The 14,235-nt window shown below is 62.4% G+C and carries 13 protein-coding genes and 2 pseudogenes; 14 read left to right on the top strand and 1 reads right to left on the bottom strand.

What is annotated here, in order from left to right; genetic code table 11:
• The first annotated feature begins 10 nt into the window (after positions 1-10).
• The 12 genes from EXZ48_RS30170 to EXZ48_RS30115 all read left to right on the top strand — a co-directional run bounded on the left by EXZ48_RS30170 (position 11) and on the right by EXZ48_RS30115 (position 12,601).
• On the top strand, positions 11-982 hold the full coding sequence (locus tag EXZ48_RS30170) for an amino acid ABC transporter permease (protein ID WP_023515930.1): 972 nt from the start codon (positions 11-13) through the stop codon (positions 980-982).
• 7 nt (positions 983-989) lie between these two features.
• A complete protein-coding gene (locus tag EXZ48_RS30165; RefSeq protein WP_245462398.1) occupies positions 990-1,883 on the top strand; it encodes a DMT family transporter in 894 nt (297 codons plus the stop codon).
• A 166-nt stretch (positions 1,884-2,049) separates the two neighbouring features.
• Complete coding sequence (locus EXZ48_RS30160) at positions 2,050-2,781, top strand: GntR family transcriptional regulator (protein WP_023515932.1); 732 nt, start codon at positions 2,050-2,052, stop codon at positions 2,779-2,781.
• A 110-nt stretch (positions 2,782-2,891) separates the two neighbouring features.
• On the top strand, positions 2,892-3,914 hold the full coding sequence (locus tag EXZ48_RS30155; protein ID WP_130520649.1) for a LacI family DNA-binding transcriptional regulator: 1,023 nt from the start codon (positions 2,892-2,894) through the stop codon (positions 3,912-3,914).
• Between the two features lie 165 nt (positions 3,915-4,079).
• Positions 4,080-5,093: an SIS domain-containing protein gene (locus EXZ48_RS30150; protein WP_023515934.1), complete on the top strand. Its 1,014-nt coding sequence runs from the start codon at positions 4,080-4,082 to the stop codon at positions 5,091-5,093.
• A gap of 79 nt (positions 5,094-5,172) precedes the next feature.
• Complete coding sequence (locus EXZ48_RS30145; protein WP_130520647.1) at positions 5,173-6,498, top strand: ABC transporter substrate-binding protein; 1,326 nt, start codon at positions 5,173-5,175, stop codon at positions 6,496-6,498.
• Between the two features lie 13 nt (positions 6,499-6,511).
• Positions 6,512-7,477: a carbohydrate ABC transporter permease gene (locus EXZ48_RS30140; protein ID WP_130520645.1), complete on the top strand. Its 966-nt coding sequence runs from the start codon at positions 6,512-6,514 to the stop codon at positions 7,475-7,477.
• On the top strand, positions 7,474-8,334 hold the full coding sequence (locus EXZ48_RS30135) for a carbohydrate ABC transporter permease (RefSeq protein WP_130520643.1): 861 nt from the start codon (positions 7,474-7,476) through the stop codon (positions 8,332-8,334). Before EXZ48_RS30140 ends, EXZ48_RS30135 begins: the two co-directional genes overlap by 4 nt.
• Before the next feature lie 10 nt (positions 8,335-8,344).
• Positions 8,345-9,190, top strand: a complete 846-nt coding sequence (locus tag EXZ48_RS30130; protein WP_130520641.1) for a sugar phosphate isomerase/epimerase — start codon at positions 8,345-8,347, stop codon at positions 9,188-9,190.
• Positions 9,187-10,056, top strand: coding sequence for a PfkB family carbohydrate kinase (locus EXZ48_RS30125; RefSeq protein ID WP_130520639.1), 870 nt, complete (start codon positions 9,187-9,189; stop codon positions 10,054-10,056). The genes EXZ48_RS30130 and EXZ48_RS30125 overlap by 4 nt, the downstream gene beginning before the upstream one ends.
• Positions 10,053-11,456, top strand: a complete 1,404-nt coding sequence (locus tag EXZ48_RS30120; protein ID WP_130520637.1) for an FAD-binding oxidoreductase — start codon at positions 10,053-10,055, stop codon at positions 11,454-11,456. The genes EXZ48_RS30125 and EXZ48_RS30120 overlap by 4 nt, the downstream gene beginning before the upstream one ends.
• Positions 11,457-11,494: 38 nt before the next feature.
• Positions 11,495-12,601, top strand: a complete 1,107-nt coding sequence (locus EXZ48_RS30115) for an ABC transporter ATP-binding protein (RefSeq protein ID WP_130520635.1) — start codon at positions 11,495-11,497, stop codon at positions 12,599-12,601.
• Positions 12,602-12,657: 56 nt separating this feature from the next.
• On the opposite strand, the pseudogene EXZ48_RS35080 reads toward EXZ48_RS30115, so the two are convergent.
• Positions 12,658-13,026 (bottom strand): annotated as a pseudogene (locus tag EXZ48_RS35080) (Lrp/AsnC family transcriptional regulator); the annotation flags it as partial.
• On the opposite strand from EXZ48_RS35080, the pseudogene EXZ48_RS35075 reads away from it, so the two are divergent.
• Together EXZ48_RS35075 and EXZ48_RS30105 are read left to right on the top strand one after the other, a co-directional pair.
• Positions 12,999-13,172 (top strand): annotated as a pseudogene (locus tag EXZ48_RS35075) (Lrp/AsnC ligand binding domain-containing protein); the annotation flags it as partial. The pseudogenes EXZ48_RS35080 and EXZ48_RS35075 sit on opposite strands and share 28 nt — an antisense overlap.
• Positions 13,173-13,192: 20 nt before the next feature.
• Positions 13,193-14,098 (top strand): homocysteine S-methyltransferase family protein, encoded by a 906-nt coding sequence (locus EXZ48_RS30105; protein ID WP_130520633.1) that lies wholly within the window; start codon positions 13,193-13,195, stop codon positions 14,096-14,098.
• Positions 14,099-14,235 lie beyond the last annotated feature (137 nt).

Here is a 14,235-nt window from a genome sequence, read left to right as displayed (position 1 = left end):
GGGGCGGAACATGATTGGCCGATTGATACTCACCTATCCCGAAGCATCGCGCAGGGTCGGCGGCCTGCTCGTCCTCGTCGTCGTCGCGGCAGTGCTTTATTCCATCGGCGTCAGCTCCGCATGGATCGGCCGTATCCTGCCGTCCTCGGTCGATTGGCTGAAGGAGAACCAGGTCGTCGGCCGCATCGTCTCATCGGTGCTGATCGCGCTCATCTTCGCGGCGAACTGGAAGGCGCTGCGCCAGCTGCCGCGCCGCTGGCAGGTGGTTGGCGTCTGGGTCGAGCTCTTCGTGCTCCTGATGCTATTCTTCTATTCCTTCGATCTCTCTTTCGCCTTCATCGCCAAGAAGATCGGCTTCCTCATCACGCAGGGTGTGACGACGACGCTCTATATTTCCGCGATCTCCATCATTATCGCGACCATCATCGCCCTTGCCGGCGCCATCGCCAAACTCTCCAACAACGGCGTCATCTACGGCCTTGCGACCTTCTATACGTCGCTCTTTCGTGGCCTGCCGCTGCTCATGCAGATCTACATCATCTATCTCGGCCTGCCACAGGTCGGCTACGTGATCGGCGCCGTGCCGGCCGGAATCCTGGCGCTGTCGCTTTGTTATGGCGCCTATATGACGGAAATCTTCCGGGCCGGCATCCAGAGCATCAATCGCGGCCAGACGGAGGGTGCGACCGCCCTCGGCCTTAGCCCGGCGCAGACCATGGCGCTCGTCATCCTGCCGCAGGCCATGCGCGTCATCATCCCGCCGACCGGCAATCAGTTCATCGCCATGCTGAAGGATTCCTCGCTCGTCTCCGTGGTGGGCGTCTGGGAAATCATGTATCTTGCCCGCACCCAGGGCCAGACCGAATTCCGTCATATCGAAATGCTGATAACCGCTTCCATGATCTACTGGATTCTGTCGATCTGCCTCGAATATGCGCAGGCCCGCATCGAGGAAAGGTTCGGCCGTTTCAATGTCCGCTGAGGCATCCGTGATTGAAGAGGGCGGCGCGCCAGTCGTGCCGTCCAACGGCCGGGGGGCGGTGCTCGTTCTCCTTGCCTTTTTCGTGTTTTCGGCAACCGACGCCATCGTCAAGATCATGGCGGGCACGATACCGGCGCCGCAGGTGACGTTTTTCATCACCGTCGCGGCGCTTGTCCTGCTTCTGGGACATGCCATTGCCACGGGGCGTCTTCACCGTCTGGTGCCGCGCCAGCCGTCGCTCGCCTTCTGGCGGGCCCTTCTGCTCGCGGTCGATACGCTGCTCATCCACTATGCCTTCGCCAAACTTCCGCTGGCCGAGGCCTATCTCATTGCCTTCCTGACGCCGATCCTCGTCGCCATGCTTGGCTTCGTCTTTCTCGGTGAACGGCTCTCGCGCATCGGCTGGGCGGGCGTGCTCATCGGCTTTGCCGGTGTCGTCGTGGCGCTCAAGCCGGGTGTCGCGCCACTCAATCTCGGCCATCTTGCAGCATTCGCTTCTGCGGTGTTCTTCGCGCTGTCGCTGATCCTGCTGCGCCGGGCCAAGATGGCGGAAACGGACGCGGCGCTGGTGGCGAGCCTGCTCATCGTCATGACGCCCGTTGCGCTGGCCGTTGCAGCCGTTGCGACCGATATGGTGCCGCTCGAGCTTCCCGATTACGGACTCTCGCTGGCGGGCGGCGCACTCATGCTGGGCGGCCACGCGCTGCTGGTGCGCGCGTTCCGGGTCGGCGAAGCCTCGGTCGTGGCCCCGTTCCAGTACAGCCAGATCATCTGGGGCTGTCTCTATGGTGTTCTCCTCTTCGCAACGCCCGTTGAACCGCACACGGTGCTCGGTGCCGCGATCATCATCCTGTCGGGCTGGCTCGTCCTGAGGGGATCTTCCGAGCGGCTGGGCGCATGAGGTGACCGTGGGACACGGTTGTAAGATGACGATGTCCAATGTCCGTCCGCCCCCGCGGAGATTCCGGGGCGTTTCATGGGTGCGGAGCGGCGCTGCGCGCCGCACTTGACCCTGCCGGATTTGTCAGACAAGGAAGGCGCGATACCATGAATGAGGAGGCATCCCGGTGGAGGAACCCCTTCGCGATTCCCGCACCATCGCCGTTCAGTTGAGGGACAGGATCGCCGATCTCATACGCGACGAGGGGCTCAGGCCGGGCGACAGGCTGCCGACCGAAGCGCAATTGACGCAAAGGTTCAAGATTTCCCGGCCGGCATTGCGCGAAGCCCTGAAACTACTCGAGCAGGACGATGTGATCAATGTCGAGCACGGACGCGGCCGTTTCGTCTCTGCTTTGACTGCCGTGCAGGTCGACCGTCCGATCACCGTGTTCGAGAGCGTGACGGACATGGTTCGCCATTACGGCTACAGCACGGTCAACAAGGTGGTTTCCATTTCGGAGGAAACACCGGATACACGCGTTGCAGAGAGCCTGAGGCTTGCCCCGGGCGACCGGGTGATCCGCATCGAGCGCATCCGCCTGCACCAGGACGAGCCCATCCTCTACTGCATAGATTACATGCCCCGCAGCCTCATCGCAGGACGCCTCTATGATATCGACTGGAGCGGCTCCCTGATGCAGCTCATGGAGGAATACGGCAATCGCCCCCGGATGTCGGCGGCGAGCGTTTCCGCCGTCTTGCTGCCGGTCGAGGTGGTGGACCGGCATGGCCTGAAGGACTTCGGCCCGGCCTTGCTCATCACCGAAACCTGTTTCAACGCCGCCGGAGCGCCGGTCAACTATGCCCTCGACTATCATCGCGGCAGCCATTTCTCCTTCAGCATGGTCCGCAAATGACGCCGCCATCTAGGGCAGGGAGTGCCGCGCATTCGCATGGCTAGTCGAAGCGATCGCCCGACGCTACAAGGGGACCGTGACGCGTTCTGCTTGTGCGATTGAAGGGTGACATGGTTCGCAAACCGGCGACTTTGAAGGATGTGGCGGCGCTCGCCAATGTGTCGCGCGCGACGGCCGCCCGGGCTCTAAACAGTTACGGCTATGTTGGCGACGAGACCGCCCAGAAGGTTCAGGCGGCGGCGGAAAAGCTGGGATATCGTGGCAATCGCCTGGCGCAGGCGCTGCGCAACGGTCAATTGCCGATCGTCGGCTGTATCCTCGGGGATATCCAGAATCCGTTCTTCGCTCGGATCGCCCATGATATCGAGGCTCTTGCACGCGAATGCGGGCACAACCTCGTGATCGGCAGCAGCGAGGAGGAGCTGGACCAGGAGATTTCGCTTCTGTCGAGCCTGCGCTCACTGTCGATACGCGGCTTCATCGTGGCGCCGACCTCAGCGACGAACAACGCCCACCTTCAAAGCCTGAACCTCGAAAACGTGCCTCTCGTCCTGATCGACCGTGTCGCCGAGGACATCGAGTGCGACCATGTGGTCGTGGATAATGAGGGCGGCGCGCGCAAGGCGGTGGAATATCTCATCGCCATGGGCCATCGCCGCATCGGCCTCTTGCAGGACGACATGCGCATCTTCACCTCGCGCGAGCGCATGACCGGCTACCGGACCGCACTTGCTGCCGGCGGCATCGCACCGGACGACCGGCTGATCGCCGTTTCGCAATCCACGGTGGAGCACGCCGTCGACGCGACAATACGCCTCTTCAGTCAGAAGATGCCACCGACGGCACTCTTCACGGTCGACAGCCTGATGACACAAGGCGCTCTTCTTGCCTTCCGTTCGATGGGAATCTCCATTCCACACGACATCTCGCTGATCGGTTTCGACGACTTCAATCTGGCGACATTTACCGATCCGCAGATCACCGTCGTCTCGCAGCCGGTCTCGGAAATCGGGCGTGCGGCGGCGCGGCTTTTGTTCGACCGGCTCTCCGGAAAAGACCATCCGCCGGAAAAAATCCTTTTTGAAACCAAGCTGATAGTCCGTGGCTCCGTCAGCCGGAGCATTGCTGGCTGAACGGCAAGTACAGTCCCACATAATTTTATGCCGCCCCACTTGCCAGCACGGAAGTCTTGTGCGCTAAATATGTGTGAGATCGATCTCACATTGTTTCAACGATCATTTGCGTGACGACGCTGGCGTACAGCGAAGCGATCGGAAACGCAAAACGGGAAGGTTCAAATGCTCAATTTCGACAGGGATCGCTTTGTAAAGATCCAAAGCGGCGCGGTTGCAATCGCCAAGGACGTGCGTGTCCTGATGCGTGAACTGCTGGACGGCGGTCTGGAACGTATCTTCTTCATGGGGACCGGTGGCGTGCAATTTCTGACCCAGCCGGCCATCGAGCTTGCACGCAACGCAACGCTCTTCCCGATTTCGGCCGCCTATTCCGCACAGGTCGTTCTGGAGCCGCCGGCAGGCCTCGACGACAAGGCGCTGGTCGTGCTGCCGTCGCTCTCCGGCACCACCAAGGAGAGCGTGCAGCTTCTCGCCTTCCTGAAGGAACGTGGCGTGAAGACGCTGTCGCTCACCGGCCACAAGGATACGCCGCTCGGCCGTGACGCCGATCACAACTTCACCAACTTCGCCGAGGACGATACGTCTTCGGAATCCTTCTATCTCCAGACCCTGCTCATCGTGCTCGCCCTGCTGGCCGAGCGCGGCGAATACGCCGATTTCGATGCGACGGTCGGCGAACTGGCGCTGCTGCCGGAACTGTTGGTTTCGGTGAAGGAAGGCTACGAGGCCGAGGCCGCCGCGCTCGCCCGGGAAATCAAGGACGAGACCTACCACATCTTTACCGGCGCAGGCTCGGTCTGGCCGGAAGCGCACTACTACGGCATGTGCATTCTGGAGGAGATGCAATGGATCCGCACCCGCCCCGTGCAGGCATCCGACTTCTTCCACGGAACGCTGGAGCTGGTGGAGCCGGGCGTCAGCCTCTTCGTCTTCAAGGGCGAGGATGCCTTCCGCCCGCTGACGGACCGCGTGGAGAATTTCGCCAAGCGCTACACCGACAAGGTGCGCGTTCTCGACGCGGCCTCCGCCAAGCTTCCGGGCGTCTCGGCCAAGACGCGCAGCCTCATCTCGCCGATCGTCCTGGCGACCATGCTGGAGCGCCTGAGCGCCCATCTGGAAGTGCTGCGCGATCACCCGCTGACCACGCGCCGCTACTACAAGCGTGTCGAATACTGAGATCTTCCGGTCCGGCGGCGACGCCGGACCGGTTGCCTGACGCATGCTGACGTAACGAAAACAAGAGAGGAACTGCGAAATGAAAGCCAATACGTTCTTGAGCACGACCAGCCTTGCGGCCATCGCGACCGCCGCCTTCGTCATCGGCAGCGTCGGTGCTGCATCTGCGGCCGAGCCGGTCATCGCCGACCCCAATGCGACGGTCGACTATTCGGGCACGGTCAGCGTGCTGACCAAATTCGGTCTGCAACAGCTTTCTCCCTTCTTCGTCGATGCCGCCAGGGACTATGAAAAGCTTCATCCCGGCGTGAAGGTCGAGCTCATCCAGGAGAGCGACGACAGCGTGAAGGGCAAGACCAAGGCGCTCGTCGCCTCCAATTCGCTGCCGGACGTCTACTTCACCTGGACGGGAAGCTGGGGCGAGAATTTCGTGCGCGGAAACCGCGCCGTCGATCTGACCCCGGTCATCGGCCCCGACACCGAATGGGGCAAGACGCTTGCGACCGCTGCCGTCTCCGCCTTCCAGTACAATGGCAAGCTTTACGGCATTCCGCTTTATCTCGACGCCAAGTTCATGGGCTACAACAAGAGTCTGTTTGAAAAGGCGGGCGTCGCCGAGCCCAAGACCTTCGAGGACCTGCTCAGCGCCTGCGCCGCCCTGAAGAAATCCGGTGTCACGCCGGTCTCCTTCGGCAACAAGGAAGGCTGGCCGGGCGTGCATTATGCCGGGCAGCTGCTGGCCTACAACGTGCCGCAGGCGACGCTCGAAAAGGATTTCGTCCCTGCCACCGCCGAATTCGCCGATCCCGGCTATGTCGCCAGCCTGACGCAGTTCAAGCAGCTCATCGACGAATGCTCCGATGGTTCGGGCACGAACGGCTCATCCTATGCATCGGCTCTGCAGCAGTTCAGCAACGGCAAGTCCGCCATGTACTATCAGGAGATCATCGAATTCGATCAGTCGACCGCGGACGGCGCGTTGAACCGGGACGATTTCGGCTTCTTCACGCTTCCCGTGCCGAAGGACGCGAAGGGTGATCCCAAGGCTGTCGAAGGCGCGCCGGAAGGCTACATGATCAATGCGGCATCCAAGAACATCCCGCTTGCGATCGACTTCATGCGTTTCGTGACCTCGGCGGCAAACGGCAAGGTTCTCTCCGCGCCGCCTTACGGCCAGCCGAGCGCGACAGTCGGCGGATATTCGGCGGACGCCATGAACCCGGCCGTGGTCGATGGTCTCAAGGTGATCGCCGACGCTTCCTACCTGATGCCTTGGCTCGACACGGCCAACCCGCCGCGTGTGGCGTCCGCCTGGCTGTCCGGTCTCCAGGCGCTGATCGGCGGCTCGATGACGCCCGAAGAGGTCATGGAGCGGGTCAAGGAAGCGGCGGCTTCGTCCAAGTGAGGATCGGCCTGAAATGACTGTCATAAAGCATGAGCAGAAGGGTGAAGCCGTCAAAATCGGCTTCACCGGGCCGGGCCGGCCTGAAAGAGACCGGCCCGGCCCGCTCGCCGGGATCGCGTCCTTCCGCTGGGTCCTGATCGCCTTCGTCCTGATCCTCTGGTTCGTCTATTACCCGATCATCGACAACTTCCTCGTCAGCACGCGCAACCAGGACATCTTCACGGGTGAGACCGACTTCGTCGGGCTCGACAATTACCGGCGCCTCACGGGCGACCCGGTCGTCTGGACGGCGATCGTCAACAACACGCTCTATGCCGTCATCTCCGTCATCTTCCAGGTTTTCGGCGCCTTCGTGCTCGCCGCGCTCATCGAGGGGCTGAGCGAGGAGAGATGGCGCCGGTTCTGGCGCGCCGTCTACTTCATCCCCTCGGCCATCTCGATCACCGTCACCGGCCTGCTGTTCTACTTCATCTACCAGCCCGATATCGGCCTTCTCGATTCGGCGCTGACGCAGATCGGCCTTGCCGGCTGGTCGCGCGCCTGGCTCGGCGAGGAGGGCACCGCGATCTACGCCATCATCGCCATGAGCCAGTGGCAGGGTTTCGGCTATTCCACGCTGCTCTTCGCCATCGCGATCCAGAAGATCCCGCGCGAACTCTACGATGCGGCGATCATGGACGGGGCGGGCACCTGGCGGCGCCTGTGGAACATCACCGTTCCGCTGACCCGCGAGATGACCGGCCTCATGGTGATCGTCACCATCACCGGCGCGTTCCAGGTCTTCAACGAGGTCATGGTGATGACCGGCGGCGGGCCGAACAACAGCAGCCAGGTGCTGGGCACATGGCTCTACCAGCAGGGCTTCATCGAAAACGACTTCGGCTACGGCGCGGCGATCGCATCGGTGATCTTCGTCATTACGCTCCTGACCGGCTTCGCGCAGCTCTGGTACACGAAAAGACGGAGGGTCGAGCTGTGAGCCTCGCCTATGACACCCGGGAAACCGAGCGCACCGACTTCGTCGCCGTGCTGGCGAAAGTCTGCCTCGTGACCTTCCTCATCAGCCTCGGCATCCTCGTCCTGTATCCGCTGTTCTGGATGGCGCTGAACGGCTTCAAGACCAATGCCGAAATCTTCGGCAATCCCTTCGCGCTGCCGAGCGGTTTCGGCATTGCGAACTACATTTCGGCCTGGAACCAGGGCATCCGCAACTACATCGCGACCAGCGTCATCGTCACGCTTGCATCGGCCATCTGCACGGTGCTGGTCAGCGCCTGGACGGCGTATGGCCTCACCCGCTCGAAACTGCCGGGAAAGCCGTTCTTCGTCGGCATCGTGCTCGGCGGCCTCATGCTCAGCCCGACGGTCGCCGTGATCCCGCTGGTGCGCATGATGCAGGACCTCGGTCTCTACAATACCTACTGGGCGCTCATCATTCTCTACACCGCCTTCCGCATTCCCTTCACGACCTTTCTGATCCGCGCCTATATGCTGGGGCTACCGCGGGACCTCGACGAGGCCGCCATCATGGACGGCGCCAGCGAAGGCCAGATCTTCTGGAAGGTGACGCTGCCGCTGTGCAAGCCGATCCTGGTCTCCTGCGTCATCCTGCATGTGCTTTTCGCCTGGAACGAATATCTCTTCGCGATGATCTTCACCAGCGGCGCGGATCTGCAGACGCTGCCCGTCGGCCTCACCTCGATCATGGCAAAACACGGCACCAACTACGCGGTTGTCTTCGCCGCCATGACACTCTCGGCACTCCCCATCGTCATCGCCTTCTTTGCGGCCCAGCGCTTCTTCATCCGCGGACTGGCCGAAGGCATCGGAAAATAGGGCAGGCATCATGTTGAAACGACAACAGCTCATCGGTGCGAACTTCTCCTTCCAGCACCACCCCTTCCGCTGGACCGCCGAAAAACTCAGCGGCATGGGCTTCCAGCGGATGGAGTTCTGGGGTGTCGCCCCGCATCTCGATCTCTTCCACGACAATCGCGCGCGGCTTGCGGAGGTGAAGGCGATCCTTGGCGACAACGGCCTGACGGTCCACTGCTTCACGCCCGAGCAGGTCCTCTATCCGATCAACATCGCCTCCGGCGACAGCGCCTATCGCGAGGCGAGCGTCGAGCGTTTCCTGCGCGCGGCCGACATTTGCGCGGAACTTGGTGCGAAGTATCTTTTCCTGACGCCCGGCCGCGGCTTCGAATGCGAAAGCCGCGAAACCGCCTGGGGCAATTCGATCCAGTCGATCAACCGGATTGCGGCCCATGCACGCTCGCTTGGCGTCTGCTGCCTGCTGGAACCCCTTCAGCGCCTCGAAAGCAACATCGTCACCGATGCCGACGCGCTTCACAGCTTCCGGCGCGCGCTCGACGGCGACGATATCGACATCGTTCTCGATCTCGTCGCCATGGCGACGGCAAACGACAGCATCGACGGCTACTTCGAGCGCTTCGGCAAGCGCATCGCGCATGTGCATATCGTGGATGGAACGCCAGCCGGGCATCTTGCCTGGGGCGACGGCAACCTGCCGCTCGGCGACTATCTCGGACAACTCGGCAGGCACGGCTTCGCCGGCACGCTGACCTTCGAACCTTTCGGCAACGGTTCCTATGCGCTCGATCCCCTTGCCGCCTGGCGGCGATGCCTCGACGCCATTGCCCCCCATCTCGATGAAGCGGACACAGAATGACGACGGCCAATCCCAACCTGATCGCTGTCGGTGACAATTGCCTCGATGCCTATCTCAGCAAAGGGTTCGTCACCGTGGGCGGCAATGCCCTCAATGTTGCCGTGCAATGGCGGCGGCACGGTTTGAATGCCCGCTATTTCGGCGCGCTGGGGCCGGATGCGGAAGCCGACATCATGCTCGCCGCCATCGAGGAGGCGGGGCTCGACCGCAATGACGTCGAGATCCGCCCCGGCGCATCGGCAGTCACGTTGCTCACGGACGACGCCGGCGAACGGCGCTTCCTTCTCGAGTCGCTCGGCGTGGGGGAAAATTACGTTCCGGATGCAGATCGCTACAAGGCGCTACGGCAAGCCGACTGGGTGCATCTCGGCACGAATTCCAGCGAAACGCTCGTCCGCCGGCTCGTCGCGGATGACGTTCCCTTCAGCATCGACGTTTCCACCCGGCATTTCGACCTTTCGCTGCACGACGTGCCGCTGGTCTTCGCCTCCGGCCCGGACGATCCGGCTGAGCCGGTCGAACCGCTGATCGCACAGCTCAGGGCCGCAGGCGCCCGGCAGGTCGTCGTCACCTGCGGAAAGCGCGGCTCCTTCCACGACGATAGAACCGTGACATCCAGGGCGGGTTCCGTGCCGGTTACCGTCGTCGACACCTGTGGCGCGGGGGACAGTTTCATCGCGACCTTCATCGCTTCGCGGTTCTTCGCGGACCTGCCCGTGCAGGCGGCGCTCGACCTCGCCGCCGAAAGGGCATCGGAAACCTGCACCCATCTCGGCGGCTTCCCGCAGCCCATCCGGGCCATCCCGGACTGGCTGATTGACAAATATGTCGATGTCATCGGCAGCACGGAGAGGGCGGAAACATGAACACCATCACACTGAGGCCGCCCGTCGCGGCGCCAAAGGGCGATCGCTCGTTCTGGCTGCAGAGCATCGCGGCGGATGCCGTCGCGCCGCCTTTGCAGGGCAGCGCGGATTGCGACGTTGCCATCGTCGGCGGCGGCTATGCCGGCCTCTGGACCGCGCTCCGGATCAAGGAACGGGCGCCCGAAACGCGCATCACCGTGCTCGAAGCGGATTTCTGCGGTTCCGGTGCCTCGGGTCGCAATGGCGGCCAGGTCCATAGCTGGTTTGCCGAAATCGACCTGCTGCACGCGCTTGTCGGCGAAGACGACGCGCTCATGCTGTGCCGGGCAACCGCCGACGCGATCGAGGAGTTGAACGGCCTGCAGGCCTCCGGCGCCATCGACATGGACTTGAGGCTCGACGGCTGGCTGTGGACGGCCAGCTCGACCGCCCAGGAAGGCGCCTGGACGGCGGCAACCGAACTTTGCCGCGCGCTCGGCGAAGACCGCTTCCGTCCGCTCCGGCGCGAAGACATCCTGCGTCGCACCGGCTCGGCCGTCTCCTATGTCGGCATTCTGGAGGAAAGGGCAGGGACGGTGCAGCCCGCAAAGCTCGCCATCGGCCTGCGCAGCCTGGCGCTTTCGAGGGGCATCGTCCTTCACGAACGCAGCCCGGTGTTAGAGATCGTGCCAGGCCCCCGGCCCAAATTGCGAACCGCGGAGGGAACACTGACCGCCGGCAAGGTGGTGCTCGCCGCAAATGCCTGGCTCTCCGCCATTTCGGAACTGCATCCCTATCTCTATGTGGTCAGCAGCCAGGTCATCGCAACGGCGCCCGCGCCCGATATCCTCGCGCGGATCGGTTGGACGGACGGGGCGTCGATCTGCGACGCACAGCAGCATGTCCTCTATTACCAGCGCACGCCCGAGGGTACGGTGATCTTCGGCCGGGGCACCGGCGGCATCGCCTATGGCGACCGTATCGACGCCCGTTTCAACCGGAGCGGCGACGGCGGCGCGGAGAATATCCGCGAAATGCACCGGGTCTATCCCGAATTGAAGGACGTTCCGGTGCTCCATGACTGGAGCGGCCCGATCGACTGCACGGCGCAGCATCTGCCGGTCTTCGGGCATCTGAAGGACCATGCGAACATCTTCTATGCGATGGGCTTCAATGGCACCGGCATCGCGCAGGCGCCCGTCGCCGGCCGCATCATGGCGAGCCTCGTCCTCGGGCGCGACGACATCTGGAGCCGGTGCGGTCTGGTCGGCATCGGCAAGCGCACGAGGCTGCCGTCCGAGCCTCTGCGGTATCTGGGCGCCCGGGTCGTTCGCCGCGCCATCCGGCGCAAGAACGACCTCGAAATTCTCGACAGAAAGCCGGGGCCGATCACGCGGTTCCTGGCCGGGCTCGCGCCCTGACGACATGTGCTTTTGAAATCGAACAACGGAGTGGAACGATGGCCGATCTGTCGCTGAGAAATATCCGCAAGGCCTATGGGGATCTGGAAGTCCTGCATGGGATCGATCTGGAGATAAAGTCGGGCGAGTTCATCGTCTTCGTCGGTCCCTCGGGCTGCGGGAAATCCACCCTGTTGCGCTCGATCGCCGGCCTGGAAACGATTTCGTCCGGTGACCTTGTCATTGATGGTGCGCGGATGAATGCCGTCGCGCCATCCAAGCGGGGCATCTCCATGGTGTTCCAGTCCTATGCGCTCTACCCACACATGACCGTCTACGAGAACATGGCCTTCGGCTTGCGCATCGCGGGAACGCAGAAGGCGCAGATCGATGCGCGGGTGCGCAAGGCGGCCGAAATCCTCCAGCTCGACAAATACCTGCAACGCCAGCCAAAGGCACTTTCCGGCGGGCAGCGGCAGCGTGTCGCCATCGGCCGCGCCATCGTGCGCAATCCGCGGGTCTTCCTGTTCGACGAGCCCTTGTCGAACCTCGATGCCGCCCTGCGTGTCGCCACCCGCATCGAGATCGCCAAGCTCAAGCAAAGCATGCCGGATGTGACGATGATCTACGTCACCCATGACCAGGTCGAGGCGATGACGCTGGCGGACCGCATCGTCGTCTTCAAGGACGGAGACATAGAGCAGGTCGGCACGCCGACCGATCTTTACCGCAACCCGGCCAACCTCTTCGTCGCGCAGTTCATCGGCTCGCCGGCGATGAACATCCTGAAAGGAACGGTCGTCGAGCGCGACGCGGCATCGGCACGCTGCCGGCTCGATTGCGGGATCACGCTTGAACTAACCGCCGAACCCGGCAGGCTTTCGAAAGGCGAGGCCGTGAGCATCGGCATCCGCCCGGAAAATACGCGGGTGGTTGCCGGCGTCGAAAACGATCCGACCTTCACGGGAAGCATCGATCTCATCGAACATCTCGGCGAGGTGCAAATCCTCTATCTGGACCTGCCCGGCACCAGCGACAAATTCCTGGTCAAGGTGGATGGAGAGAGCGCGTTCGCGCGCCTGCAGGACATTTCTTTTTCCGTACGCGGGCAGGACATCCGCGTCTTTGACGCGGCCGGCAAAGCCGTCTCGTGCGACATACAGTAGGTTTCGCAGAAGGTTAAAGTTCAGAAAACTCAATGGGGTTGCCCGTTCGATTCGGATCAAGAGCCAATATCCTGGTCTGAAATAGGGACAAACATTCCAAGCTTGACCTCCTTTAGGACGACATTGGTATGCATGCGCTTGATTTGCGGGTTTTCCGACATCAGAAGGGCTGCGATCTCGTCATAGTGGCCGACATCCCGGGCGGTGATGATTGCGACGAGGTCCACCGCGCCGGTTACATAGTAAACCTGCTGGATGTGCTCCTGCTTTGCCAGCCATGCGCGAAACCGCGATAGCGCGTCGTAGTTCTCCCGCTCGATTTCCATGCCGGCGATGAACGTCATCGGGTTGCCGACAACCCTGCGGTCCACGAGTGCGATCTCGGCGGTGATGATGCCGGTTTCCCGAAGTCGTTTCCTGCGACGTGATGAGTGGCGAATTCGACCTTGTCGTGCGGGTGGAGGCCGGGACCGCCGATCGTATCCGGGAAATCTGGCAGGCAATTTCGGCGGTATCCGGCGTGCGCGATACGGTGACGGCCTTTGCCCTGTCATCGATGATCAAACGCTGAATTGTTGGGAGAGGAGAACAATGACCTCAGTCACAATACTCGATGGCGGCATGAGCCGTGAACTGGTGCGTCTCGGCGCCGAACTGCGGCAGCCGGAATGGTCGGCACTCGCCTTGATGGAAAGTCCCGACATCGTCCGGCGCGTGCATGCGGAATTCATAGCTGCGGGCGCCGATGTGGTTACGACGAACAGTTATGCGCTGGTGCCGTTTCATATCGGCGAGGACCGCTTTCGCGAGGAGGGCCGAAGCCTGATCGCCCTTGCGGGGCGATTGGCGCGCGAGGCGGCCGATGCCGCGGGCGAGGGTACGGTTCGTGTCGCCGGTTCGCTTCCGCCGATCTTCGGCTCCTACGAACCGGAATTGTTCCAGCCTGATCGGGTACAGGACTATCTCGCCGTGCTCGTGGAGGAGCTACATCCCTATGTGGATGTGTTTCTGGGGGAAACGCTCAGCCTGATCGCGGAGGCTGAAGCCGTTCAAGACGCTGTGGCAGAAACGGGAAAACCGTTCTGGATTTCCTTCACGCTGCACGACGAGCCTGGGGCCGAGGCGAAGCCGCCGGTGTTGCGCTCCGGTGAAAGCGTCGAGGAAGCCGCGCGATGGATCGCTGCCTCCGGCGCCTCGGCGCTGCTCTTCAATTGCAGTCGCCCCGAGGTCATGCGACAGGCGGTGGCCGTCGCATCCGCAGTTCTTGCCGATTGCGGGCGCTCTGTCGCGCTTGGGGTCTACGCCAATGCGCTCACAACGGACGAAGAGGGCGCGGCAAATGAAGCTCTCCACGCAATTCGCGAAGACCTTTCGGATGATCGCTATGCGGGCTTCGCCTGTGGTTGGGTCGAAAGCGGCGCCACGATGATCGGCGGCTGCTGTGGCGTGGGGGCTTCGCACATACATGGGTTGAAGCGGCGATTGTTGCAGGGTTGACTCGTCCAAGCGAGGTAGTGCTCGAAAGCATAGCCAATTGCGTCGCTCGTTCGAATCCCATCACATCAGGTTTTTTGTCAATCGTTCATCCGAGTGGCATAGAATTTCTCCTTGGTGAGCGGATCCTCGGTCTGAGC

The sequence above is a fragment of the Shinella sp. JR1-6 genome (genome assembly GCF_004284735.1).
Classification (GTDB): Bacteria; Pseudomonadota; Alphaproteobacteria; order Rhizobiales; family Rhizobiaceae; genus Shinella.
Note: the sequence above shows the minus strand (reverse complement) of the source record. Positions and strands in the feature narration are given on the sequence as shown.